This is a genomic window from Ilumatobacteraceae bacterium (genome assembly GCA_033344875.1).
In the GTDB taxonomy this organism is placed as follows: Bacteria; Actinomycetota; Acidimicrobiia; order Acidimicrobiales; family Ilumatobacteraceae; genus Ilumatobacter.
Genome location: JAWPMO010000001.1, coordinates 2,899,308 through 2,922,930 on the forward strand (window position 1 = coordinate 2,899,308; position 23,623 = coordinate 2,922,930).

A 23,623-nucleotide genomic window follows, 5' to 3' on the forward strand; every position below is an offset into this window, starting at 1 on the left:
AGGCGGGGGGACTACTTCGCCTGGGTGAGCGAGACGACGTCGAACTCGAGCAGGCTGGCGCCCGTCGCCACGGGATGCTGCGGCTTGGCGTCGCCCTTGCCCTCGTCGTCGTGGGTCTCGCGGTGCTGGTGCTGGAACGCCTGGCCGCTGCGCCAGTTCTGGAACGCCTCTTCGGACTCCCAGCGGGTCAGCACGAAGTAGCGGTCGTCGCCGGCGGTCGGGCGGAGCAGCATGAACTCCTCGAACCCGGGTTCCTGGTCGACCATCCCGGCGCGGGCGGCGAACCGCTGCTCGAGCTCGGGCCCGGCACCTTCGGGGATCTCGATGGCATTGATCTTCACGACGGACATGCCATCGAGGCTAGAGGCCGCCGATCGTCACCAGTCGATGTCGTAGACGAACGGGTCGTCGGGGAGCTCGATCACGGTGACGGCGGCGCCGGGCGCGACCGTCACCGGCTCGAACGACGACACGACGATCTGGTCGTCGGACGACACGCCGACCGCCATGTAGGCGCCGGCGGACGCGATCAGCGTCGCCTCACCCGACGCCGGGTCGATCGAGTAGGCGTCGGTGCTGCCTTCGTCGCCGAAGTCGACGGTGATCAGTGCGTCGGCCGTGGCGGCGATCGGGCCGCCGACCACCTCCGGCAATGCGACGGGATGATCCTGGATGACGCCCGAGCCGTCGATGTCGACGTTGATCAGCCGCCCGTCGCCGAGCAACACGAGGAGACCACCGCTCGGGCTGAACCCGGCGCCGAGCACCATGCTGGGCGACGCGTAGTCCTCGGGGGGCGTGTCGGTGACGAACTCCCGCTCCTCGCCCGTCTCGAGCATCCGCACGACGACACGGTCGGGTGGCGTCAGGACCCAGAAATCGGGCTGTTCGGGGTCGGGCAGGCACAGGCTCGACGTGACGTAGGAGATCAACTCGCCGTTGGGCGACGGCTCGACACCACCGCCGACACCCAGCACCTCGACCTCACCGGTCGCGGCGTCGATCCGGCCGAAGCTCCCGATCGAGGTCTCGCAGCCGTACCAGCCGTCTTCGTACCCTTCGCTGAACCAAATCGTGGCGCCGTCGGGGCTGAGCCGCAGACCACCGCGGAACACGCCCTCACCGCTGAAGAATTCCTGGAGCACCCGGATCGTCTCGCCCGTGGCGGCATCGACCTCGAGCAGCGCCTCGTCGGCGCTGACGAACGCCGTCGCCGGCGTGGGGTTCGCCGGTTCGGTGGTCGGCGGGGCGGTCGTGGCCGGCGGCTCGGTGGTGGCCGGCGGCTGGGTGGTTGCCGGCGCGGTCGTCGGGGGCGCGGTGGTGGGCGGGGGCTCGGTGGTCGGCGGCACCGTCGTGTCGACCACGGTGGTCGGGGGCGCGGTCGTGGCAGGTGGCGAGGTCGTCGAGACCGTCGATGACGACACCTCCGTCGACCCGCCGCAGGCGGCCGACACCAACATGGCGGCGACCCCGGATGCGACGGCAGCGGCTCGGACCGAACGTGACGAAGTCCTCATTCGTTGCACCGTAGTTCGGGCCGCCGCCGCACCGACGGCGACATCGGACGGCACCTCGACCACTCTCCGGTCGATTTGTTCCACGCTGGTGACAGGATGGAACATCTCTGTCAGAATGGGCGCATGACGACGCTCGAGACGCCCATCGGAACGGCCGGCGACGCCGTGCCGCACATCATCACCGAGCTGCCAGGCCCCAAGGCGCAGGTCGTGATCGATCAGGACGAGGCGGTGAGCAGTCCGTCGCTCACCCGCGTCTACCCGCTCGTCGTCGCTCGCGGCGAGGGTGCGATCATCGAGGACGTCGACGGCAACCGCTTCCTCGACTTCAACGCCGGCATCGGCGTCAACGCGACCGGCCACGCTCACCCCGAGGTCATGGCGGCCGTGCACCGGCAGGTCGACGCGTGCCTGCACTACTGCTCGTCCGACTTCTACCACCCGGTCCACGCCGAACTGTGCGAGCGGCTGGCCGATTCGGTGCCCGACGGCATGGGCCCGGCCAAGGTGTTCCTGGCCAACTCGGGCACCGAGGCGGTCGAAGGTGCGCTCAAGTTGGCCCGCCATCACACGGGTCGCCCGAACGTGATCGCCTTCTACGGCGCGTTCCACGGTCGTTCGCTCGGCAGCCTGTCGCTCACGTCGTCCAAGGCGAAGTACCGCAGCGGATTCGGGATCGTCACGCCCGGCAGCTACCACGCCCCGTTCGCACACGACGGCGAGGTCACTGGCGCCGACTACATCCGCAACGTGCTGTTCACGCACATGACCGAGCCGGGCGACGTCGCGGCGATCTTCGTCGAGCCGGTGCAGGGCGAAGGCGGCTACATCGTCCCGCCGGCCGGCTGGCTGCAGGATCTCCGCGACCTGTGCGACGAGCACGGCATCCTGCTCGTGATGGACGAGGTCCAGTCCGGCGTTGGCCGCACCGGCACGATGTGGGCCTGCGAGCACGACGGCGTCGTGCCCGACATCATCACCGCCGGCAAGGGCCTCGCCAGCGGCCTGCCGCTCTCGGCGATCATCGCCCGCGGCTCGATCATGGAGTGGGCGCCCGGCAAGCACGGCTCCACCTTCGGCGGCAACCCCGTCGCCTGCGCGGCAGCGCTCGCCACGATCGACGTCGTCGAGCGCGAACTGATGACCAACGCGACCGCCCGCGGCGAACAACTGCTCGCCGGTCTGCGCGAACTGTCCGAGCGCCAGCCGCTGATCACCGGCGTACGTGGCCGCGGGCTGATGGTCGGCTTCGACCTGCCCGACCACGACACCGCGGTCGCCCTCGAAGCGGCCTGCTTCGAGCGCGGTCTGCTCGGCCTGACCTGCGGCAAGCGCGGCTTCCGCTTCGCTCCCCCGCTGGTGATCACCGAGGAGCAGGCCGACATCGCCCTCGCGATCGTCGCCGACGCGTGCGAGGCTCTGACCACCAACCGCCCCTGACCCCATCACGAGTTGTGCCAGGCACAACTCGTGATGTTCCGGACACATGGAGACCATTCGATGAGCACACTCCCCACCACCGACCAACTGGTCGAACACACGACCCGGCTGTTGGCCGCCTGCGGCGCCGACGTCGGATCCGGCGACCAGACGGCGCGCACCCCGATCACCGGCGGCTCGCTCGGGTCAGCCGGCGCGTCCCGCGACGTCGACGACGCCGTCGAGCGTGCCACCGCTGCGTTCCGCACGTGGCGCACCACGCCGGCGCCGGTGCGCGGCAACGTGGTTCGTCGCCTCGGCGAACTGCTCCGCGAGCACAAGGCCGACCTCGGTGAGCTCGTCTCGATCGAGGCCGGCAAGATCCGCTCCGAGGGCCTCGGCGAGGTGCAGGAGATGATCGACATCTGCGACTTCGCGGTGGGGCTGTCGCGACAGTTGCACGGGTTGACGATCGCGTCCGAGCGCCCAGGCCACCGGCTGATGGAGAGCTGGCATCCGATGGGGCCGGTCGGCGTCATCAGCGCGTTCAACTTCCCGGTCGCGGTGTGGTCGTGGAACACGACGCTCGCGCTCGTCGCCGGCGACCCGGTGATCTGGAAGCCGAGCGACAAGACCCCGCTCACCGCGCTGGCGTGCAACGGGCTGCTCCAACGGGCGGTCGGCGACGTCGGCGCACCGGCCGATCTCGTGCAGGTCGTGCTCGGCGGTGTCGAGGTCGGTGAGGCGCTCGTCGCACACGAGGGAGTGCCGGTCATCTCGGCAACCGGTTCCACCGCGATGGGCCGCAAGGTCGCGCCGGTCGTGGCAGCCCGCTTCGGACGGTCGATCCTCGAACTGGGCGGCAACAACGCCGCGGTCATCGCCCCGTCGGCCGATCTCGATCTCACGCTGCGCGGCATCGTGTTCTCCGCCGCCGGAACGGCCGGTCAGCGGTGCACCTCGTTGCGTCGGCTGATCGTGCACCGCTCGGTGCACGACGAACTCGTCGAGCGGATCGGCCGGGCCTATTCATCCCTGCCCATCGGCAGCCCCTTGGCCGAGGGCACCCTGGTCGGTCCGCTCGTCGATGCCTCCTCGTTCGATCGCATGCAGCAGTCGCTGCAGACGGCCACGGCCGACGGAGGCACGATCGTCGCCGGCGGCGAACGCGCACTGGCCGACGAGGCGCCCGACGCCTACTACGCCCGTCCGGCGATCGTCACGATGCCCGGCCAGACCGACGTGGTGCGGGCCGAGACGTTCGCGCCGATCCTGTACTCGATGGTCTACGACGACCTCGACGAGGCGATCGAGTTGCACAACGGCGTGCCGCAAGGCTTGGCGTCGTCGATCTTCACGACCGACCTCCGCGAGGCCGAGACCTTCATCGGTGCGGCCGGGAGCGACTGCGGCATCGCCAACGTCAACATCGGCCCGTCGGGCGCCGAGATCGGTGGCGCCTTCGGTGGCGAGAAGGAGACCGGCGGCGGACGCGAGTCGGGCAGCGACGCCTGGAAGGGCTACATGCGCCGTCAGACGAACACGATCAACTACTCGACCGAACTCCCCCTCGCGCAGGGCGTCAGCTTCGACATCGACTGACGCCGTCGGCTCGCTCGGTTCAGCCGGGCACGCCGGTGTCCGGGTCGCGGCACGTCAGGCAGTACTCGACGCCGGCCGGGTCGGTCATCACCGTCCACCATCGGAACGGGGCGACGACGCTCGCTCCGAGCGCGACGTGCGCGGCGACCGCGGTCGGGATGTCGTCGCACGCCAGGTCGAGGTGGCACGCGGTGGGCCTCCCGGCGTCGCCCGCGCCTCGCCGCTGGAGCAGGAACCGGAACGGCTGGCCTGCGGGTCGCTCGAGCACCGCGTACTCGGGTTCGGCCCCGGGCCGGAGCGTCCAGCCGGTCAGCTCGGCCCAGAACCGGCACTCGCGGTCGAAGCGGTCGGGCGCGACGTCGATGCTGACCTGATCGACGAGTGTGCGCGCACCGGGCGCACCGACCGGCGTGGGGCGTTCGTGCTCGCCGTCATGGGCGACGAGACAGAACGTCAACCCGCCCGGCGAGCGCACGACGACCATTGTGTCGTGATCCTCGACGACGGTGGCACCGAGGTCGGTCGCTGCGTTCGTGCTCGCGCCGACGTCGTCGACGTGCAGGTCGATGTGCGAACCGGCCGAGCCGTCGAGCGTCCGTTGGATGCGGAGGCAGGCGTCGGCGCTCGCCGGCAGCAGCGTGGCGAACTCGTCGTGTTCACCGCGAGTCGGCGACGGTGTCGTGTCGGTGACCGTCGACCAGAACTCGGTTGCGGCGGCGAACCCGTCGGCCGGGCGGTCGAGGAACACGGTCGTCCAGCGGATCATCCGCCCAGCGTGGCACGGTCGGGAACCCGCTCAGTCGTCGGACCCGGTCGACAGCCCGCGATCGCCGACCAGCATCGTGGCGGCGGCCGCTACCACTGCGACCGTCGCCGCCACGCCGATCGCCGCGCGGACGCCCACCAGGTCGGCGATCCCACCGTCGACGAGCGCCGCGAGCGGCCGACACCCGAGGAACGCGACCGACCACCACGCCATCACACGTCCACGGAGCGCCTCGGGCATCGCCTTCTGCAGTTCGGCGTTGGTCCCGGTCACGCCGAGCAGGAACCCGGACCCCGAGACCGCGGCGCCGATGAGCGCGACGGCGGTCACCGGTGCCGCCGCGGTCACGGTGAGTCCGATCGAGGTGACCACGAGGCCGAGAGGGATCACGCTGGATCGCCCGACCCGCCGTCGGATGCGGTCGGACGTGGGTGCCGTGAGCGCGGCGCCGAGCCCGAACGCTCCGACGAGCAACCCGACGGTGGCGTCGCCGCCGCCGAGGTCGTCGGCGAGTGCGGGCATCAGCGTGCTGAACGGATCGGACGTCCACCCGACGGCCAGGGTCGCGGCGAGCACCGCCACGACGGATGGCCGCTCGCGAATCCAGTCGAGACCGACGCGGACCGACCCGGCGCCGTCGGTGGGTCGTTCGGCCGGCTCGACGTCGCCGCGCGGTGTGATGAGCACGAGCACGACGAGCAGCGGCAGGTAGCTGACGGCGTTGATGCCGAACGCCCATTTCGCGCCGACGGCGGCGATCACGGAACCGGCCGCGATCGGACCGATCGCCCGCGCGATGTTGAACGTCATCGAGTTGAGCGCGATCGCCCGATCGAGGTCGCGCGGGCGCACGAGGGCGGGCACGATCGCCTGGAGCGACGGGAGGATCACGGCCGCGCCGAGACCGATCACGCCGGTCGCGAGATAGATCGGCCACGGCCCGGGGAGCCCGTCGATCCCGACCGTGAACACGACGATCGCGAGCGACGTCGCGCCGACGAACGCGATCGCCTGGCCCGCGAACAGCATCCGCTGCCGGTTGATCCGGTCGGTCACGCCGCCCATCCACGGGGTGAGCAGCAGCGTGAACATGAACTGCACGATCGACACGGCGCCGACCGCCGTGTTCGATCCGGTGAGGTCGTACACGACGATCCCGGCGGCCACGTTCTGGAACCAGTTGCCGGTGCTCGACAGCGAGTTGGCGAAGAAGAACGGAGCGAACACCCGGTCGGTCAGCAGTGCGCCGAACCCGTGCTCCGCATCGGCGTCGATCGTGCGGTCAGGTCGCTCGGAGGTGGGTGCGGACACCGCCCGGTCGTACCCGTGGCCACCGGGAGCGAAACGAGACCCGACGGTCGGTGCCCGAGCGATCTGGCGCTCCGCTCCTGTTCGGTCCGGTCGAATCCCCCCGGCGCCGACGTCAGTCGACGACGAGGTGGACGACTCGGCCGAGCCAGTCTGGCCGGTAGAAGTGACCGAAGCTCGCCCACTGGTCGCCGATGGCCTGCAACCCGTCGTCGTCCCAGGCGAACGCCGTCGGCGCGTCGCCGAACATGCGGACCGCCGGGTGGACCAGACCCTCGGCATGGACGTGGGCCACGAAACCCGAGCGCTCCGGATCGGCGACGTGGACCGCCTCGTCGTCCGCCGTGATCAGCGGGGCGTCGTCGCCCGGGGCGACGGCGTCGACGACCCAGTCCATCGTCGGCGACAGGCCGGGGTCGCTCAGCGACGGGATCGGGTAGGCGCCGACCTTGCCGTTGGCGCTGGCGACGTACAGCCGGTCACCGCCCGCGGCGAGGCTGCCCGGCAGCCGGTCGAGTTCGAGTTCCGGGTCGACCTCGAGGCACCACACGCCGTCGGCGAAGTCGAGGGTGTGCACGAACGCGTACGGCTCACCGTCGGGGGTGCCGTCGATCGTGCCCCGGTACAGGGTGAACAGCAGACCGTGCTCCTCGGCGACGACCTGCGAGCGGCTGAAGCCGGCCATCCGTTCGTCGACCTGCTGGCTCTTGTCGCGCAGGTTGAGCGGGAGCGACACCTCGCCGGTCTCGGTCGACAGCACCCGCACCCGGTAGAACCGCGGCGCCTCGGCCGGGAAGTACTCGAGCAGGAACACGAGCGACGGGACGCCGTCGGCGTTGGTGGTGCGGCTGAACGCCTCGGGCACGAAGTTGCCGTCGAGCGTCTGGCTGAACACCGTGCCGTCGTCGCGGGAGATGATCTCGATCTCGCTCGTGCGGCGCGCGCCGGCGATGGCGTCGCCGATCGCTTCGCCGGCTCGCGTGGTGAACCCGGCGAACGTGCCGTCGAGCGACGTCGCCGTGAGTTCGCTCGCCGTCCGCATCGTCTGTTCGGCGAGCGGTTCGCCCTCGGGCAGACTCGCCCACATCACCGGTCGTTCTGGCCCGATGCCCTGGATGTGGGGGCCGAGCGTCATGACCGCGACGGTACGGTCGGGCGAGGGGAACGCGTCGAACTTGACCCAGTCGTTCCGGACGGTTCCGTCGGTGATCAACCCGAGTCTGCCGGTGTCGTCGATGAGCGCGATCGACGCGTCGCGGGTGATCGCCGGCTCGGCCCCCGACTTCGGTTCGTCGGCGTCTGGGCCCGTGGTGTCGGCGACGGGAGGCATCGTCACCAGCGACGACTCGTCGACGTCTGCGTCAGCGCCGGCACCGCGCCCGTCGTCGGCGAGTTCGGACGAACCGGTGCAGGCGGAGACGATCAGCGCCGCCGCGATCACCACGGGTTGGATCTTCGTGCGGCTCATGTGGTGTCCGACACCGCCGACCCGCGACGGGTTCCCGACGCCGACGGAGAGGGTCAGACCCCCTCCGCGCGGTCACGGCTCGATGTGTTCGGCGTACTCGATCGCGGCGGCGACGTCGGCGAAGCCCTCCAGGCGGCGGACGACGTCACCGTCCTGCCACAGCAGCGTGTTGCCGGCGAACCGCTCGAACACGATGTCGCCCTCGTCGTCGAGGAACGACACGTCGTGCGGTGCCCCGTCGATCCAGATGCCCACCTGCCCGCCGACGTCGACCTGTCGCACGTTCGTGCCGTCGCCGACGGTCTTGCCGATCGCCGGGTTGTCGAGCGTGCCCACGAACTCCGACACGAGGATGTCGGTGCCGTCGACATCCACCACGGTGCCGATCGAGCCGGCAGCCGGGTCGTCCGAGACATCAGCACCGTCGGCCCCGGTCGTCGGGGCGTCGTCGAACGGGTCGGGCGTCGAGACGGTGGGTGCGGCGGGCCGGCGCTCGATCCTGGCGCCGTCGAAGCCGAACCAGTCGGCGACCGTCCGGCGCGACGACGGCACGGCGACGGCCACGAGGGCGACCACGATGACGAGGGCGGCGGCAACCCGCAGCACGGTGTGCCCTCGGCGAACCGGTGGCTCGTCGAGCCGGGCGAGCACGGCCGCGGCCAACGCCGATTCGACCGGTGCGCCGCCCGAGCGGGTTGCCTCGGCCTCGGTTGGGTCTGCGCCGGTTGCTCGGCCGGGTTCGAGGTCGAGCGCGTCGCCGAGTGAGCGCAGGCGTTCTTCCAGCATGGTCATGTCGTTCCTCCCAGTTCGGCCCGCAGCCGCTCGAGCGCACGCGACGTGTTCGCCTCGACGCGGCGAGCGAGATCGGGCGCGTCGCCGAGCAAGCGCACACGCTCCACGAGCACGGTCATGACACTCCTCCCCATTCGCCGCCCAATTCGACCCGCAGCCGCTCGAGCGCACGCGACGTGTCCGCCTCGACCCCGCGAACGAGAACGGGCGCGTCGCCGAGCAAGCGCACACGCTCCACGAGCACGGTCATGACACTCCTCCCCATTCGCCGCCCAATTCGACCCGCAGCCGCTCGAGCGCACGCGACGTGCGCGACTTCACGGTGCCGCTGGCGATCCCGAGCACGGTCGCGGTCTCGGCTTCGGACAGGTCGGCGACGAACCGGCAGCCGAGCACGGCTCGGTCGTTCGCCCCGAGCCGGCCGAGCGCGTCGGCGAGCGCTTCGTGTTCGATTCGGTCGAAGGCGGCCGTGTCGGCACCCGTGGTGATCCGGAGTTCACGAGCCGAAGCACGGTCGTCACGGCGCAGCCGCCTGACCCGACCCCGCACGTGGTTCTTCGCCTCGTTGGCGACGACCCGGAGCATCCACGAGCGCACCGAGCTGGTGCCGCGATAGGTGTCGAGGCTCCGGTACGCCTTGACCATGGCGTCTTGCACGATGTCGTTCGCCTCCTCCGTCGAACTGCTGATCACCGCCGCCACCCGCAACGCCGCCCGCTGATGACGCTCGACGAGCGCGCCGAAGGCGTCGCGGTCGCCGGAGCGAACACGAGCGACGAGTTCGTCGTCGTCGAACACGGTCAGATCGAGTGGTGGCATCGCTGATGACAGCCTGTCGCACCGTCCGACACCACGCACACCCCATCGGTTCCCCGCCGTCCGCTGCTGCCGCCCCCATCCCCACCCCGGAGCGTGTCGCGATCCCGGGCTCACCACCCCCAAGACCGCGACACGGCCCCACCTCCGCCGACCGACCCACGCATGTCGCGACCTTGTGGCCACCAGCCCCAAGACCGCGACACGGCCCCACCTCCGCCGACCGCCCACGTATGTCGCGACCTTGTGGCCACCAGCCCCAAGACCGCGACACGGCCCCACCTCCGCCGACCGGGACTCCGCACACACGCCCAGGGCGTGTCGCGATCCCGGGCCCACCACCCCCAAGACCGCGACACAGTCCACCCACCACCCGGGCTCCGCACACCACCAGGGCTTGTCGCGATCTCGCGCCCACCGCCCCCGCAACCGCGACACGGCCCACCTTCCGCCGACCGAGACTCCGCACCCAGGGCGTGTCGCGATCCCAGGCCCACCAGCCCCACAAACGCGACACGGTCCACCCTCCGCCGACCGACGCAGGTATGTCGCGATCTTGTGGCCACCAGCCACGAGACCGCGACGCGGCCCCACCTCCGCCGACCTGACTCCGCACACTCACCCAGGGCGTGTCGCGATCCCAGGCCCGCCGGCCCCACAAACGCGGCATGGCCGGACGAGGCCCGTGATCCGAGACCGGCCACCATGGCCAGGGGCCAACGCCGGGACCAGGCGCTTCGGGGGTGGCGTACGCTCGCGGCATGGAACTCGACGAGCATGGGTTCGACTTCTGGGTCGGTGAGTGGGACTGCACCTTCGAGGGTGGGCATGCGATCAACACGATCACCCGTGAGTTCGGTGGGCACGTCCTCACCGAGCGCTTCGAGATGGATGCCCCACAGGTGTGGAGCGGCACGAGCATGTCGGTGTTCCATCCGAAGCGCCACGTCTGGCAGCAGACCTGGGTCGACCAGGGTGGTGCCTACTGGCATTTCGTCGGCGGACTCGTCGACGGGAACCCCTCGTTCGCCACCCCCGGCCCCGTCGACGAGCCGGCGCTGTACAAGCGGATGGTGTTCTCCGACGTCGCCGCCGACTCGTTCGAGTGGCGGTGGGAATCATCGCCCGACCAGGCCGGCTGGACCGAGAACTGGGCGATCTCCTACGAGCGACGTTCATGAGCCTCCCGATCCAGCAACCGATCAAACCCATGCTCGCCAAGCTGGCCCGGTCGATCCCCGACACCGCCGACGTGCTCTACGAGCCGAAGTGGGACGGCTTCCGGTGCATCGTGTTCCGTGACGGCGACGACATCCAGCTCGCGAGCCGCAACCAGAAGCCATTCAACCGGTACTTCCCCGAGCTGGTGCCGGTGCTCGCCGATGCGTTGCCCGAGCGGTGTGTCGTCGACGGGGAGATCGTCGTCGCCCACGCCGAAGGTCACGGTCTCGACTTCGACGCGCTCCAGCAGCGCATCCACCCAGCGGCCTCGCGGGTCGACATGCTCGCCGAACAGACGCCGGCCCAGTTCGTCGCGTTCGACATCCTGGCGCTCGGCGACGACGACCTGATGGACACACCGTTCGGTGAGCGGCGCTCGTTGCTCGAACGTCACCTCGATCCGAACGACAGCGTGCATCTGACGCCGGCCACGACCGACCCCGCCATCGCCGAGCGGTGGTTCACCCGGTTCGAGGGGGCTGGGCTCGACGGCCTGATGGTGAAGCCGCTCGACGGTGTCTACGCACCCGACAAGCGCACGCTCGTCAAGGTCAAGCACGAGCGCACGGCCGATTGTGTGGTCGCCGGCTTCCGGATTCACAAGGACGGTGAGGGCGTCGGTTCGCTCCTGCTCGGGTTGTACGGCGACGACGACCGGCTCCACCACGTCGGTGTGTGCGCGGCGTTCACGGCCAAGTTCCGCAAGGAGCTCGTCGACGAGCTCGGCCCGCTCACCGAGAACGCGCTCGACGGGCACCCGTGGCAGGGATGGGCCGAGGCACAGGCCGACAGCACGCAGCGCATGCCCGGCGGGTTCTCACGCTGGAACGTGAACAAGGACCTCTCGTTCGTGCCGCTCCGGCCGGAACGGGTGGTCGAGGTGACGTTCGGCCAACTCGAGTCGGGCCGGTTCCGGCACGGCGTGAAGTTCCAACGTTGGCGTCCGGATCGCACACCCGAGTCGTGTCGCTACGACCAGCTCGACGTCGCGAGTCCGGTGCGGTTCGACGACCTGCTCGCCGAATCCGGCTGACCCGAATCACCGCCCGCGCCGCGGGCCGTGTCGCGAAACCAGGCCGGCCACTCACACCACCGCGACACGGCACCCCGACCCGCCGCCGCGCCACGGGCCGTGTCGCGAAACCAGGCCCACCACTCACACCACCGCGACACGGCACCCCGACCCACCGCGTCACCCACCGTCCGTGTCGCGATTCCGGTCCCACCGCTCCCACCACCCCGACGCGGCCGGTGCGGCCCGGCCGACGCGCGACGGCCCGCGGGTGTCGGCGGGTCAGCCCTCGGGCGGGGCGGTGGTCGGCGTGGTCGGCGGCGGGGTCGTCGTGGTCGTCGCGAACGGCGCCGTCGTGTTGCTCTGTTCGACCACGGAGATCTGGGTCGGCGTGGAGACCGGCACCTGCGGCGTCACGACTTCGTTGCCGTCGGCGTCGAACACCTGGAACGTGCGGGTCGCTCCGTCGAGCGTCCCGGTCGCCGTGCTCACGCTGACCTGCAACGTCCACACGCCACCGACCTGGAACGGCAGGCCGTCGGCGATGGCGAGTTGCGCCGTGCCCCACGTCGTCAGCGGGATCGGCTGTTCGAGCGTCGGGAGGTTGCTGCCCTCCGGTGGGATGAACCGCAGTGTCAGGTTGTTGATGTTCTCGGCGGGAGCGTCGACCTCGATCCGGAACCCGTTGCGGCCGACCTGGGCCGGACCGATGTAGACCACCGCGTCGAGGCCGGTCGCCTCGTCGGTGAACGGCAGCTCGCGCGGGAGGTCCTCGCGGGGGAAGTCGTCGATCTTCGACGGCGTGAGACCGATCAGCCAACCGCTGAACGCGAGGGCGACGACCCCGAGCGCGGCCTCGGCGCCGAACGCGCGACGGAACCGGTCGGCGGCGGGCGCGGTCAGTTCGTGTGCGCGGTCGAGCCGCATGGTCACCTGCTGTCGTACGGCGAGCGCCACGGCCAACATGGCAGCGACGGCGACCACCTTCAGGAGCAGGACCCGGCCGTGGCTCGAACCGAACAGGTCGCCACCGTCGAGTCGGATGAGCTGCATGATCCCGGTCACGCAGGCCACGAGGATCGCGGGAATCGAGATCCGGCTGAAGGTGCGCGTCGCCTGGACGAGGTCGTCCTCGCCCGGTCCGGCGAGCACGACCCGGGCCACGAGTGCGGCTCCTCCGAACCAGATCGCGACCGACAGCACGTGGACGAACCCGATGACGAAACCGATCGGAGCGGCGGGACCGTCGGTGCGGCTGAGCGAGACGGCGACGAGTGCGAACCCGGGTAGCGCCCAGGCCCACATGGCGCTCTGCGGGTCGATGATCCGTTCGGGACGGATCGCAACCCAACCGGTGGCGCCAATGAACACCAGGCGCAACAGTGCACCGCGGCCGCGCCATCCGTCGTCGTAGAGGTCGAGCCACTGCCCGGGGCTCATCGCCGAGCCGAGGGACGTCCCGCTGAAGTCGGCGGCGTAGGCGATCAGGTAGAGGAACGTGCCGAGCAGCGCCAGCGCCCACGCGGCACGGAGGAAGCGGACGGTGACGACGTACTCCGGGCCCTCGGGCCAACCGACGCTGATCAGGGCGAGGCCGCCGAACACGACGAGGATGCCGAGGGTCGACAGCATCCGGCCGAGCCAGAGGGCGCCGCCGGTGCTGCCCTGGTCGACGGGTTCGCTCGCGGCGGCAGCAGCCGGGGTCGCGTCGGTCCGGATGAACGGGTCGGTCGTCGTGGCGGCCGCCGCTCCGGCATCGGGCGGGTCGGTCGCGGTGGCGGGCGGATCGTTGGTGACGGTGAACGACGTCGTGCTGCTCAGCAGGGTCTCGCCGGCGACGTCCCTGAGCGACCAGGCGATCGTGCACGCACCCTTGGGCAACGGGGTGTTGATCGGGGTGGTGACGATCAGTCGGTCGTCGTCGGCCTCGGGGACGCCCGTGTCCTGCGGTTGGAAACTGCACGACAGATTGACGGCGACCTCGTCGTCGACCGCGAGCTCCTGCGTGAACACCAGCTGGATCTCGGTCGGCGACTCGGAGAGCGACGCGCCGTCTTGCGGCGTGATCGACTGGAGCGAGTTCGTGTCCTGCGCGGCGGCGGGCGAGCCGACCGCGAGCGCAACCAGGACCGCCGCGACGGCGAGGAGCATCGACCTGACCCGGTCGGCGACCGGTGCGCCCACGCGCGAGGGAACAGAGGTTCGAACGCTCACGCCGACCACGGTAGTCAGGGTCGGCGGTGTTCGTTCACCATCACCCGACGCGTCGACACCGGCCGAGGGTGGCCGAGTCCGACCGTTCACCCACTGAGTAGGCTCGGCTCGATGGCAACCCAGTCCCTCTACCGCCGCTATCGGCCGCGTCGATTCAGCGAACTCAAGGGTCAGGATCATGTGGTTCGGGCGCTTCGCGACGCCGTGATGTCGGGCCGCGAAGGCCAGGCGTACCTGTTCTCCGGGCCGCGCGGCACCGGCAAGACCACGTCGGCGCGCATCCTGGCCAAGGTCCTCAACTGCGAGAACGTGATCGACGGCGAGCCGTGCTGCGCGTGCGAATCGTGCCTGTCGGTCGAACGTGGCACGAGCTACGACGTGCACGAACTCGACGCCGCGTCGAACAACGGCGTCGATTCGATCCGCGACCTGGTCGAGAAGGCCTCGCTCGGCACACCGGGCCGGCACAAGGTGTACATCCTCGACGAGGTCCACATGCTCTCCAAGGCGGCCGAGGCGGCGCTGCTCAAGACGCTCGAGGAGCCTCCTCCGCACGTCGTGTTCGTCCTGGCCACGACCGACCCGCAGAAGATGAGCGACACGATCCGGTCGCGAACCCAGCACCTGCAGTTCCACCTGTTGCCGTCCGACACGCTCGCCGAACACGTGCAGTGGGTCGCCCAGGACGCCGGCCTCGACCTGTCGCAGGCGGCGCTCGACGCGGCGTTGACCCGGGGTGGCGGCTCGGCTCGCGACACGTTGTCGGCACTCGAACTGCTCGCGTCGACGGGCGGCGATGTCAGCGACGTCATCGATCTCGACGAGTTCCTGACCGGCCTGATCGAGCGCGATTCCGGTCGTGTCCTCACCGCGATGGGCCACGCGGTCGGGTTGGGCCGCGACCCGCGCACGGTCACCGAAGACATCGTGCGGCACCTCCGCAACGCATTCCTGGCGTTGATGGCGCCCGAACTGGTCGTGCTGCCGTCCGACCGGGTCGATGCGATCGCGACCCAGGCACAGCAGCTCGGTGCGGCGGCACTCGTCCGAGCGATCGAGCGGCTCGGATCGGCGTTGCTCGACATGCGCCATGCGCCCGACCCGCGGATCCTCGTCGAGGTGGCGCTGGTGCAGCTCACCCACGACGACGTCGGGAGCGACACCGAAGCGTTGATGGCCCGGATCGAGCGTTTGGAGAACACGGTCAAGCAGCTGCGCGAGTCGGGCGCCGCCGCGGCCGCGGTGCCGAAGGATCCGTCGACGGGCAGGGCGGTGCTCGGCGGCGCGGCGCGGCGCCCGACGCCGACCCGAACGGCCGAGCCATCGACTGCCCAGACGCCTGCCGACCAGACGCCTGCCCAGACGCCTGCTGCCGAGCCGCCGGCTGCCCAGTCACCTGCTGGCCAGACTCCTGCTGCCCAGTCACCTGCTGCCCAGTCACCTGCTGGCCAGACGCCTGCTGCCCAGACGCCGGCCGCATCACCCGAACCTGCCGAGACGGCATCGCCCCGCACCGCGCCCGCCGACGCACCGGCGGCCCCGGCACCGACCCCGGCGCCCGAGCCGGCGGCACCGCCCGCCCCGTCGATCTCGGTGCCCGATGCGTGGGAGCACACGGTCAAGGGCCAGGTCAAGCCGCTCGTCCGTGCGCTGTACTCGGCCGGTTCGTTCGTCGGCAACCGTGGCGACACGTGGATGTTCTCGGTCCCGAACGAGGCGCACGGCAACAAGTGCAACGAGTTCCGTGCCGACGTCGAAGCCGCCCTCGCCCGCGCCGTCGGCACGCCGGTCACGATCGAGTTCGTCAGCGGCGGTGGCGCCGTGGGCGACGAGCCTCGGTCGACGCCGACCCGGCCCGAGCCCAGCCGCGAGCCGCCGGCTCCCGCCTCGTCACCCGGGCCGTCGTCGACGTCCGCGGCGTCGACTCCCGCCTCGGCCCCTGCCGCACCTCGGCCGCGGCCCGAGCCCGAGCCCGAGCCCGACGTCGAACCCGAGCCGTACGTCCCCGAGGCCGACGAAGACGTCGACCTGCACGAGCTGACCGACGCCCCACCCGAATCGGTCAAGACGCCGATCGATCGGCTCGCCGAGGCATTCCCCGGCTCCGAGCTGATGACCGACGACTGATCCATGGCCAGCGCGTACACCCCTCCCGTCCAATCACTGATCGACGAACTCGGCCGATTGCCCGGCATCGGACCCAAGTCGGCGCAACGGATCGCGTTCCACCTGCTCAAGGTCCCGGCCGACGACGCCCACCGACTCGCTCACGCGATCCGCGAGGCGAAGGACAAGGTGCGCTTCTGCGAACGGTGCTTCAACGTCTCGGAGCGTGAGCTCTGCACCTACTGCAGCGACGACCGGCGCGACTCCTCGATCATCTGTGTCGTCGAAGAGTCGCGCGACATCGTGTCGGTCGAGCGCACCGGTGAGTTCAACGGGCGCTACCACGTGCTGCTCGGTGCCATGAGCCCGCTCGAGGGCATCGGGCCCGAACAGCTGAAGATCCGCGAGTTGCTCGAGCGGCTGGGCCCGGAAGATGTCCAAGAGGTCATCGTGTGCACCAACCCCAACACCGAGGGCGAGGTGACCGCCATGTACCTGGCCCGCATGCTGAAGCCGCTGGGCCTGAAGGTCACCCGGCTGGCTTCCGGTCTGCCGGTCGGTGGCGATCTCGAGTACGCCGACGAGTTGACCCTCGGTCGGGCGCTCGAGGGCCGCCGTTCGATCGACTGACGACCGAGCCGGGGCCACCCGTCGCCCGTCGGACAGATCGCCGGATCGACGGGTCGCCGCACGCCAGGTCGCACCGAGTTGCTTCGCCACGTCGTCCGGCCGAACGGCGCTCCGGACGACGCCATCGACGCGACGGCCGAACGACGCCATACTCGACGGGCGGCCGGCGCCGACCCGAATCGGGGAGCGAAGCCAAGCCGACGGCCGAACGGCTCTCCGGACGACGCCATCGATCCGACGGCCGAACGACGCCATGCCCGACGGGCGGCCGGCGCCGACCCGAACCGGCGCAACGAGGCCAAGCCGACGGCCGAGCGACCAGCCACGGCCGACCGAACCGAACCCCGATGCTCGAACCGCGCCACCGAGCGGCCGGAGCAGGTATCGCCATCGACCCGGCGCCACCCAACCGCCGTTGCCGACATCGAGCGGCTGGAGGTCTCCTGAGGGCCACATAACGTTCGACCGACCGACCTGCGTGCGGACGCGAACGAGGCGCCATGCCTTCCGAGTCGGTAGCGGGCGGACGGGCCGACTCGGTTGGAATGACGCCTCATTCGTATGTGTCAGTTACGTTACGAAAACGAACCTCAAGCGTCAACGCCTGGCGTGCAAAGATCCCGTCAACACCCACCGATCACCCGATCGAGTGGCCCAGAGCACGATCCGTGTCGCGAATCCAGCCCGAGGGCGCACACCAACGCGACACGGCCGCCGGCCATCGACCCGGGTCCCCGACCGTGTCGCGATCCCGAGCCCGGGGTCCACGCCAGCGCGACACGGCTGACGACGATGAAGCCCGGGACCCCGGCCCCACCACGACCGTGTCGCGAATCCGGGCCCGGAGTCCACGCCAGCGACACAGCCGACCGAACTCGACTCCAGACACAGCCGTGTCGCGATTCCGGGCCCGGGGCGCACACCTGAGCCCCCGGCCCCAGCCCCAGCCCCAGCCCCAGCCCCAGCCCCAGCCCCAGACCGTGTCGCGAATCAGGGGCCAGGGCGCACAAACTCGCGACACGGCCGCCGGCGATCGACCCGGGACCCCAACCGTGTCGCGAATCAGGGGCCAGGGCGCACAAACTCGCGACACGGCCGCCGGCCATCAAACACCCCTAAGCCCCCAGCCTCGGACCGTGTCGCGAATCCAGCGCAGGGCGCACAACAACGCGACACGGCCAGCGGCCATCAAGCACCTCTGACCCCCCAGCCTCAGCCCCAGCCTCGGGCCGTGTCGCGAATCCAGCGCAGGGCGCACAACAACGCGACGCGGCCGGCGGCCATCAAGCACCCCTCAGCCTCAGCCTCAGCCCCAGCCTCGGGCCGTGTCGCGAATCCGGGCGCAGGGGGCGCAACAACGCGACACGGCCGCCGGCGATCGACGCGGGACCCCAACCGTGTCGCGAATCCGGGGTCAGGGCGCACAACAACGCGACACGGCTAGTGGCGGGCCGGGCCGGTAGGGGCCGGGTGGGACGGCGGCCGGGTGGGACGGCGGGCTGGTGGGGCCGGTCGGACGGTGGCCGCCGGCTCGGGGTCAGAGGGAACGGACGATGATGGCGTCGCCTTGGCCGCCACCGCCGCACAGCGCTGCGGCGCCGACACCGCCGCCGCGGCGACGGAGCTCGTGCAGCAGGGTCAGCGCGAGCCGGTTGCCGCTCATCCCGATCGGGTGACCGAGGGCGATCGCGCCGCCGTTGACGTTGACCCGGTCGAGATCGATCCCGAGCTGACGCGACGACGCGATCCCGACGGCGGCGAAGGCCTCGTTGAGTTCGAACACATCGATGTCGGACACCGACAGGTCGGTCTTGGAGAGCGCCTTCTCGATCGCGTTGGCCGGCTGCCAGTTGAGCGAGGCGTTGTCGGGTCCGGCGACCATGCCGTAGCTGACGATCTCACCCAGGGGCGCCACGCCCGACGCCTCGGCCGCTGCGGCCGACATCACGACGACCGCCGACGCGCCGTCGCTGAGCTGTGAGGCATTGCCGGCCGTGATCGAGCCGTCGGGGTCGAATGCCGGACGCAACTTGCCGAGGCTCTCGGCCGTGGTGCCGGGCCGGACACCCTCGTCGTGCTCGACCAGGACCGGGTCGCCCTTGCGCTGCGGCACGGAGACCGGTGCGATCTCGTCGGCGAGGATGCCGTCCTTGGTGGCGGTGGCCGCCCGCTCGTGCGACATCGCCGAGGCCTCGTCCATCTCGGCCCGGCTGATCGAGTCGCCGGTGTAGCGGTCGGTGCCGAGGCCCATCAGGCAGGCGTCGAACGAGCACCACAGGCCGTCGGTGATGATCGAATCCTCGAGCTGCGTGTGTCCGTAGCGGAACCCGCCGCGGGCGCCCTGGGCGAGGTACGGCGCGTTGGTCATCGACTCCATGCCGCCGGCGACCACGATGTCGGCGTCGCCCGACTGGATCATCTGGTGGGCCTGGTAGATCGAGTTGAGCCCCGACAGGCAGACCTTGTTGACGTTGACCGACGGCACCCGCATCGGGATGCCGGCCTTGCCGGCGGCCTGACGGGCGGGAACCTGCCCCTGGCCGGCCATCAGCACCTGCCCCATGATCACGTGCTCGACCTGCTCGGGAGACACGCCGGCGCGCTGGAGCGCTTCGGCGATCGCGATCCCTCCGAGGTCAGCGGCCGACATCGACGCGAACGCGCCCGACATCTTTCCGATCGGAGTACGGGCACCGGCGACGATCACGGATCCAGTCATGCTCCGACGCTATCGCGGCACGCGAATGTGCCCACAAGCGCGCCCGAACGCACGCGCATCCGTGCTACACCCGCGGGGATGCACGACGTGACGACCTCGCTGTCCGTGGTCGGCGCCAGCCATCGTTTCGACGGGCGTCAGGTGCTCGACGGCATCGACCTCGACGTCCCGGCGGGCCGGGTGGTGGGTCTGCTCGGGCCGAACGGCGCCGGCAAGACGACGCTCATGCGGATCATCTTCGGCGTGCTCGAACCCGATGCCGGCGAGGTGCGCTGGGACGGACGCGAGGCCACGGCGGCCGATCGTCGGCGTTGGGGGTACATGCCACAGGAGCGTGGCCTGTACCGCGAGATGCGCACGATCGACCACCTCGTCTGGCTCGCCCGCCTGTACGGCATCGGGCGGACGGAGGCGCGCGAACGTGCGGGCGATCTGCTCGAGCGACTCGGGCTCAGCGACCGCATGCGTGACCCGATCCGAGAGCTCTCGGGCGGCATGGCGCAGCGGGTGCAGTTGGCGGCGGCGATGGTGCACGGCCCGGAGCTCCTCGTCCTCGACGAACCGTTCGCGGGGCTCGATCCGGGTGCGATCGAGTTCCTCACCGACGTCATCCACGATCACGTGAACGGTGGTGGCCATCTCGTGTTCTCGAGCCACCAACTCGATCTCGTCGAGGACCTCTGCGAGACGATCGTGATGTTGCACGACGGGCGGGTGGTGTTACAGGGCGCGGTCCGCGACCTGAAGCGGGCGAGTTCCGATCGGTTCCTGCAGGTCGACGTCGACGTCGATGCGTCGTGGCTGTCCGACACCGGCGCGCACGTCGCCTCGTCCGACGCGACCGGTACCCGCCTCGCGCTCGATCCGGGGATCGACGCGGCACTGGTGCTCGACCGGGTGCGCACGCACACGGCGGTGACCGACTTCGGCGTCGAGGCGCCCACGCTGTCCGAGTTGTTCCTCGCGGCGAGGCGACCGATCACCACCACCGGCAGCGAGGTGACCTCATGAGCACCCGAGCGACCCGGCTCGTGATCGAGCGGGAGATCCGAGAGTCGGCGCGCCGCAAGGGCGTGTGGGCGCTGATCGCATTCACGTTCCTCGGCGCGAGTGCGCTGATGGTGTTGCCGAGCGTGCTGTCGGGCGACGACAGCGCCCGCCGGGTGATGATCGTCGGCGACGACGAGATCGGGCTCCGGGAGTCGCTCGAGGCCTCGACCGATCCCGAGTTCGAGATCACGGCGGGGGCCGACCGTGTCGCCGCGGCCGTCGCGATCACCGACGAAGCGACCGAACTCGCCGTGTTGCTGACCGACGCGCCCACGCTGCTCGTCGACGACGAGAACGCGGAGGTGGTCGGTGTGGTCGCGCAGATCGTCGCCGACCGGATGGCGGCGGTGCGGTTGACCGAGCTCGGCATCGACCCGGCCGAGGTTCGCGACGCGTTCGTCGACGCCACCCCGACGATCGAGCCGATCGACGTCGACCGTGAGGGCCGTGAAGCGTCGGCGTTCGGCATCACGCTGGTGCTCTACATGCTCACCGTGGTGCTCACCAGCCAGGCGGCGGGTGGTGTCGCGGTGGAGAAGTCGAACCGGGTCAGCGAGGTGCTGCTCGCGATCGTGCCGCCTCGTGCGCTGCTGTTCGGCAAGGTGATCGGCGTCGGGTGCGTCGGGCTCGTCACGCTGTTGGCCGGGGCGACACCGGTGGCGATCAAGTTCGCGATCGGCGGAGATCTGCCGTCGGGCCTCGGACGGACGCTGCTCGGGTCGTCGGTGTGGTTCGTCGGCGGCCTGGCGCTCTACCTCATCCTGGCCGGATCACTCGGTGCGCTCGTGTCCCGCCAGGAGGAGGCCGGCGCCGTCGTCGTGCCGCTGACGATGCTGCTGGTGGTCGGCTACTTCGTGGCGCTGTCGTCGGCCGAGTCGACCGTCGGCGCGGTGCTCGCCTACGTCCCCTTCATGTCGCCCATGATCGAGCCGTACCGGATCGCGATCGGTGCCGGGTCGACGACCGAGTACGTGATCTCGGCGGTCGTGCTGTTCGCGAGCGTCGTGGTCGTGGCGCGGGTCGGCGCCGTGGTGTTCCGGCGTGCGATCGTGCAGACCGGCCGGCGGATCCGTTGGCGCGATCTTCGATCGAGTCGCTGACTCGCTTCGTTCCCGGCGGTTACCGCTGGGTAATGTGATCGCGCATGGACGAGATCCTTGCAGCGATTCAGGCGAATGCATCCGGTGACGAGCTCGCCGCGATCCCGATCCCCGAGTCATTTCGGGCGGCGTTCGTACGTCGCGACGAGACCGAGATGTTCGAGGGCGTCGAGTCGGCGGAGAAGGACCCGACGAAGTCGATCCACATCGACGACGTGCCGACACCTGATCTCGCACCCGACGAGGTCTACCTCGCCGTCATGGCGAGCTCGATCAACTTCAACACGGTCTGGACCTCGATCTTCGAGCCGCTCCCCACGTTCGGGTTCCTCGATCGGTTGGCTCGCGAGTCGGAGATCGCCAAACGCCACTCGCAGCCGTTCCACGTGATCGGTTCCGACGCGTCTGGTGTCGTGTTGCGCGTCGGTGAGGCCGTGCGCAACTGGAAGCCCGGCGATCGGGTGACGGTGCACTGCAACCACGTCGACGGTCAGGACCACAGCGCCCACAACGACTCGATGCTCGCCAACAACCAGCGGATCTGGGGGTTCGAGACGAATTACGGCGGGCTCGCCGACCTGTCGGTCGTGAAGGCCAACCAGCTGATGCCGAAGCCGACGCACCTCACCTGGGAGGAGGCGGCGGTCAACGCGCTGTGCAACTCGACGTCGTACCGGATGCTCGTCGGCGACAACGGGGCCCGGATGAAGCAGGGCGACTCGGTCCTGATCTGGGGTGCCACCGGCGGGATCGGTGGCTACGCCGTGCAGTACGTGCTCAACGGCGGTGGCACGCCGGTCGGCGTGGTCTCGTCGCCCGAGCGGGCCCAACTCCTCAACGACATGGGGTGCGAGGCCGTGATCGATCGTCGCGCCGAGGGCTACCAGTTCTGGTCCGACGAGCACACCCAGGACGAGTCCGAGTGGCGGCGGTTCGGCAAGAAGATCCGCGAGCTGACCGGCGACGACCCCGACATCGTGTTCGAGCACCCGGGCCGTTCGACGATGGGAGCCTCGATCTTCGCGGCGAAGCGGGGCGGCACCGTCGTCACGTGCGCGGCCACATCGGGCTACATGGTCGAGTTCGACAACCGGCACTTCTGGATGAAGCTGAAGAAGCTGATCTCGTCGCACTTCGCCAACTACGAGGAAGCGTGGGCCGCCAACCGGCTGATCGACCAGGGCAGGATCCACCCGATCATGAGCGACGTGTACGCACTCGATCAGGTCGGCGAGGCGGCACTGGCGGTGCACCGCAACGAGGCCGAGGGCAAATTGGGCGTGCTGTGCCTGTCGCCCGAGGAGGGGCAGGGCGTCGCCGACCCCGAGAAGCGCGATCGGATCGGCGAAGCAAACATCACCCGCTTCCGCTCCGCGTCATAGCGACGCGCGCGAAGTGACAACAGTCACATAAATCTCGTCGCGATGGGTCGCGCGGGGTGCCGACGTGCCTACAGTTTCCGATGTCCCGGCTCGACCACCTGGCCGGGCTGCTCCGACGAGGGGACCGAACGTGGGCACGATGACTTGGCCGTCAGGCCTCGCACAGACCGAGAACGAGGGACGCACATCGTGTCGCGTGCGTCCACTCCCCCACACGGTTCGGCCGTGTGATCCCGTCGAGACCGCCGAGATCCAGGCCGCCGAGAACGATTTCGTGCCTCCGCACGACATGTTCCCGGTCCACCACGTCGCCGCCTGGTGCGTGATCGGCACGGTGGCCTGGGCGGCCATCATCACGGCCAGCCGCGTCGCCGTCGACATCCTCACGCACCTCGGCTGAGCCTCGGAGGCCACCCGTCGGTGGCTAGTCGATCGCTCATCGGTGGTTCGTCGGTCGCTCATCGGTGGTTCGTCGGTCGCTCGTCGGTGGTTCGTCGGTCG

General features: G+C 70.2%; 21 protein-coding genes. 10 read left to right on the forward strand and 11 right to left on the reverse strand.

Annotated elements, in window-relative coordinates:
• Nucleotides 1-11: 11 nt before the first annotated feature.
• On the reverse strand, nt 12-350 hold the full coding sequence (locus R8G01_13700; GenBank protein ID MDW3215052.1) for an antibiotic biosynthesis monooxygenase: 339 nt from the start codon (nt 348-350) through the stop codon (nt 12-14).
• A 27-nt stretch (nt 351-377) separates the two neighbouring features.
• Nucleotides 378-1,517, reverse strand: coding sequence for a hypothetical protein (locus tag R8G01_13705; protein MDW3215053.1), 1,140 nt, complete (start codon nt 1,515-1,517; stop codon nt 378-380).
• Between the two features lie 123 nt (nt 1,518-1,640).
• On the opposite strand from R8G01_13705, the gene R8G01_13710 reads away from it, so the two are divergent.
• The gene (locus R8G01_13710; protein ID MDW3215054.1) at nt 1,641-2,957 is read left to right on the forward strand and encodes an aminotransferase class III-fold pyridoxal phosphate-dependent enzyme; all 1,317 of its coding nucleotides are present in this window, start codon (nt 1,641-1,643) and stop codon (nt 2,955-2,957) included.
• Between the two features lie 60 nt (nt 2,958-3,017).
• Nucleotides 3,018-4,538 carry an aldehyde dehydrogenase family protein gene (locus R8G01_13715; GenBank protein ID MDW3215055.1) on the forward strand — a complete coding sequence of 507 codons (1,521 nt, stop codon included), beginning with the start codon at nt 3,018-3,020 and terminating at the stop codon, nt 4,536-4,538.
• Nucleotides 4,539-4,557: 19 nt separating this feature from the next.
• Here the strand turns inward: R8G01_13715 and R8G01_13720 are convergent, their stop codons facing one another.
• From R8G01_13720 to R8G01_13750, 7 genes are all read right to left on the reverse strand, one after another.
• Complete coding sequence (locus tag R8G01_13720; GenBank protein MDW3215056.1) at nt 4,558-5,304, reverse strand: VOC family protein; 747 nt, start codon at nt 5,302-5,304, stop codon at nt 4,558-4,560.
• 30 nt (nt 5,305-5,334) lie between these two features.
• Nucleotides 5,335-6,615, reverse strand: a complete 1,281-nt coding sequence (locus R8G01_13725) for an MFS transporter (protein MDW3215057.1) — start codon at nt 6,613-6,615, stop codon at nt 5,335-5,337.
• 112 nt (nt 6,616-6,727) lie between these two features.
• Entirely contained in the window at nt 6,728-8,080 is a 1,353-nt protein-coding gene (locus R8G01_13730) for a hypothetical protein (protein MDW3215058.1), read from the reverse strand.
• A 72-nt stretch (nt 8,081-8,152) separates the two neighbouring features.
• Nucleotides 8,153-8,872 carry a hypothetical protein gene (locus R8G01_13735; protein ID MDW3215059.1) on the reverse strand — a complete coding sequence of 240 codons (720 nt, stop codon included), beginning with the start codon at nt 8,870-8,872 and terminating at the stop codon, nt 8,153-8,155.
• Nucleotides 8,869-8,991: a hypothetical protein gene (locus tag R8G01_13740; GenBank protein MDW3215060.1), complete on the reverse strand. Its 123-nt coding sequence runs from the start codon at nt 8,989-8,991 to the stop codon at nt 8,869-8,871. Before R8G01_13740 ends, R8G01_13735 begins: the two co-directional genes overlap by 4 nt.
• A complete protein-coding gene (locus R8G01_13745; protein ID MDW3215061.1) occupies nt 8,988-9,122 on the reverse strand; it encodes a hypothetical protein in 135 nt (44 codons plus the stop codon). The genes R8G01_13740 and R8G01_13745 overlap by 4 nt, the downstream gene beginning before the upstream one ends.
• Complete coding sequence (locus R8G01_13750; GenBank protein MDW3215062.1) at nt 9,119-9,691, reverse strand: sigma-70 family RNA polymerase sigma factor; 573 nt, start codon at nt 9,689-9,691, stop codon at nt 9,119-9,121. The genes R8G01_13745 and R8G01_13750 overlap by 4 nt, the downstream gene beginning before the upstream one ends.
• A gap of 758 nt (nt 9,692-10,449) precedes the next feature.
• Between R8G01_13750 and R8G01_13755 the strand changes: the two genes are divergently transcribed.
• Nucleotides 10,450-10,869, forward strand: coding sequence for a hypothetical protein (locus R8G01_13755; GenBank protein ID MDW3215063.1), 420 nt, complete (start codon nt 10,450-10,452; stop codon nt 10,867-10,869).
• Complete coding sequence (locus R8G01_13760; GenBank protein ID MDW3215064.1) at nt 10,866-11,942, forward strand: ATP-dependent DNA ligase; 1,077 nt, start codon at nt 10,866-10,868, stop codon at nt 11,940-11,942. The genes R8G01_13755 and R8G01_13760 overlap by 4 nt, the downstream gene beginning before the upstream one ends.
• 261 nt (nt 11,943-12,203) lie before the next feature.
• On the opposite strand, the gene R8G01_13765 is transcribed toward R8G01_13760, so the two are convergent.
• Nucleotides 12,204-14,135 carry a CopD family protein gene (locus R8G01_13765; GenBank protein ID MDW3215065.1) on the reverse strand — a complete coding sequence of 644 codons (1,932 nt, stop codon included), beginning with the start codon at nt 14,133-14,135 and terminating at the stop codon, nt 12,204-12,206.
• Nucleotides 14,136-14,246: 111 nt separating this feature from the next.
• Between R8G01_13765 and dnaX the strand changes: the two genes are divergently transcribed.
• Both dnaX and recR read left to right on the forward strand, forming a co-directional pair.
• Nucleotides 14,247-16,262: a DNA polymerase III subunit gamma/tau gene (gene dnaX / locus R8G01_13770; GenBank protein ID MDW3215066.1), complete on the forward strand. Its 2,016-nt coding sequence runs from the start codon at nt 14,247-14,249 to the stop codon at nt 16,260-16,262.
• Between the two features lie 3 nt (nt 16,263-16,265).
• Nucleotides 16,266-16,871: a recombination mediator RecR gene (gene recR / locus R8G01_13775; protein ID MDW3215067.1), complete on the forward strand. Its 606-nt coding sequence runs from the start codon at nt 16,266-16,268 to the stop codon at nt 16,869-16,871.
• A gap of 1,537 nt (nt 16,872-18,408) precedes the next feature.
• On the opposite strand, the gene R8G01_13780 is transcribed toward recR, so the two are convergent.
• Nucleotides 18,409-19,590 (reverse strand): acetyl-CoA C-acyltransferase, encoded by a 1,182-nt coding sequence (locus R8G01_13780; GenBank protein MDW3215068.1) that lies wholly within the window; start codon nt 19,588-19,590, stop codon nt 18,409-18,411.
• 78 nt (nt 19,591-19,668) lie between these two features.
• Between R8G01_13780 and R8G01_13785 the strand changes: the two genes are divergently transcribed.
• The 4 genes from R8G01_13785 (at nt 19,669) to R8G01_13800 (ending at nt 23,522) form a co-directional block, all read left to right on the forward strand.
• Nucleotides 19,669-20,601 carry an ATP-binding cassette domain-containing protein gene (locus R8G01_13785; protein ID MDW3215069.1) on the forward strand — a complete coding sequence of 311 codons (933 nt, stop codon included), beginning with the start codon at nt 19,669-19,671 and terminating at the stop codon, nt 20,599-20,601.
• Nucleotides 20,598-21,740: an ABC transporter permease gene (locus tag R8G01_13790; GenBank protein MDW3215070.1), complete on the forward strand. Its 1,143-nt coding sequence runs from the start codon at nt 20,598-20,600 to the stop codon at nt 21,738-21,740. The genes R8G01_13785 and R8G01_13790 overlap by 4 nt, the downstream gene beginning before the upstream one ends.
• A 44-nt stretch (nt 21,741-21,784) precedes the next feature.
• Nucleotides 21,785-23,122 (forward strand): crotonyl-CoA carboxylase/reductase, encoded by a 1,338-nt coding sequence (gene ccrA / locus R8G01_13795; protein MDW3215071.1) that lies wholly within the window; start codon nt 21,785-21,787, stop codon nt 23,120-23,122.
• A 139-nt stretch (nt 23,123-23,261) separates the two neighbouring features.
• On the forward strand, nt 23,262-23,522 hold the full coding sequence (locus R8G01_13800) for a hypothetical protein (GenBank protein ID MDW3215072.1): 261 nt from the start codon (nt 23,262-23,264) through the stop codon (nt 23,520-23,522).
• The last annotated feature ends 101 nt before the right edge of the window (nt 23,523-23,623 follow it).

Excerpts from the sequence above, each read along its gene's own strand:
- R8G01_13785 (MDW3215069.1), top strand. The coding sequence starts at position 19,669 with ATGCACGACGTGACGACCTCGCTGTCCGTGGTCGGCGCCAGCCATCGT.
- R8G01_13715 (MDW3215055.1), top strand. The coding sequence starts at position 3,018 with ATGAGCACACTCCCCACCACCGACCAACTGGTCGAACACACGACCCGG.
- recR (MDW3215067.1), top strand. The coding sequence starts at position 16,266 with ATGGCCAGCGCGTACACCCCTCCCGTCCAATCACTGATCGACGAACTC.
- R8G01_13720 (MDW3215056.1), bottom strand. The coding sequence starts at position 5,304 with ATGATCCGCTGGACGACCGTGTTCCTCGACCGCCCGGCCGACGGGTTC.
- ccrA (MDW3215071.1), top strand. The coding sequence starts at position 21,785 with ATGGACGAGATCCTTGCAGCGATTCAGGCGAATGCATCCGGTGACGAG.
- R8G01_13700 (MDW3215052.1), bottom strand. The coding sequence starts at position 350 with ATGTCCGTCGTGAAGATCAATGCCATCGAGATCCCCGAAGGTGCCGGG.
- dnaX (MDW3215066.1), top strand. The coding sequence starts at position 14,247 with ATGGCAACCCAGTCCCTCTACCGCCGCTATCGGCCGCGTCGATTCAGC.
- R8G01_13705 (MDW3215053.1), bottom strand. The coding sequence starts at position 1,517 with ATGAGGACTTCGTCACGTTCGGTCCGAGCCGCTGCCGTCGCATCCGGG.
- R8G01_13800 (MDW3215072.1), top strand. The coding sequence starts at position 23,262 with ATGACTTGGCCGTCAGGCCTCGCACAGACCGAGAACGAGGGACGCACA.
- R8G01_13750 (MDW3215062.1), bottom strand. The coding sequence starts at position 9,691 with ATGCCACCACTCGATCTGACCGTGTTCGACGACGACGAACTCGTCGCT.
- R8G01_13745 (MDW3215061.1), bottom strand. The coding sequence starts at position 9,122 with ATGACCGTGCTCGTGGAGCGTGTGCGCTTGCTCGGCGACGCGCCCGTT.
- R8G01_13760 (MDW3215064.1), top strand. The coding sequence starts at position 10,866 with ATGAGCCTCCCGATCCAGCAACCGATCAAACCCATGCTCGCCAAGCTG.
- R8G01_13710 (MDW3215054.1), top strand. The coding sequence starts at position 1,641 with ATGACGACGCTCGAGACGCCCATCGGAACGGCCGGCGACGCCGTGCCG.
- R8G01_13780 (MDW3215068.1), bottom strand. The coding sequence starts at position 19,590 with ATGACTGGATCCGTGATCGTCGCCGGTGCCCGTACTCCGATCGGAAAG.
- R8G01_13735 (MDW3215059.1), bottom strand. The coding sequence starts at position 8,872 with ATGACCATGCTGGAAGAACGCCTGCGCTCACTCGGCGACGCGCTCGAC.
- R8G01_13790 (MDW3215070.1), top strand. The coding sequence starts at position 20,598 with ATGAGCACCCGAGCGACCCGGCTCGTGATCGAGCGGGAGATCCGAGAG.
- R8G01_13755 (MDW3215063.1), top strand. The coding sequence starts at position 10,450 with ATGGAACTCGACGAGCATGGGTTCGACTTCTGGGTCGGTGAGTGGGAC.
- R8G01_13740 (MDW3215060.1), bottom strand. The coding sequence starts at position 8,991 with ATGACCGTGCTCGTGGAGCGTGTGCGCTTGCTCGGCGACGCGCCCGAT.
- R8G01_13730 (MDW3215058.1), bottom strand. The coding sequence starts at position 8,080 with ATGAGCCGCACGAAGATCCAACCCGTGGTGATCGCGGCGGCGCTGATC.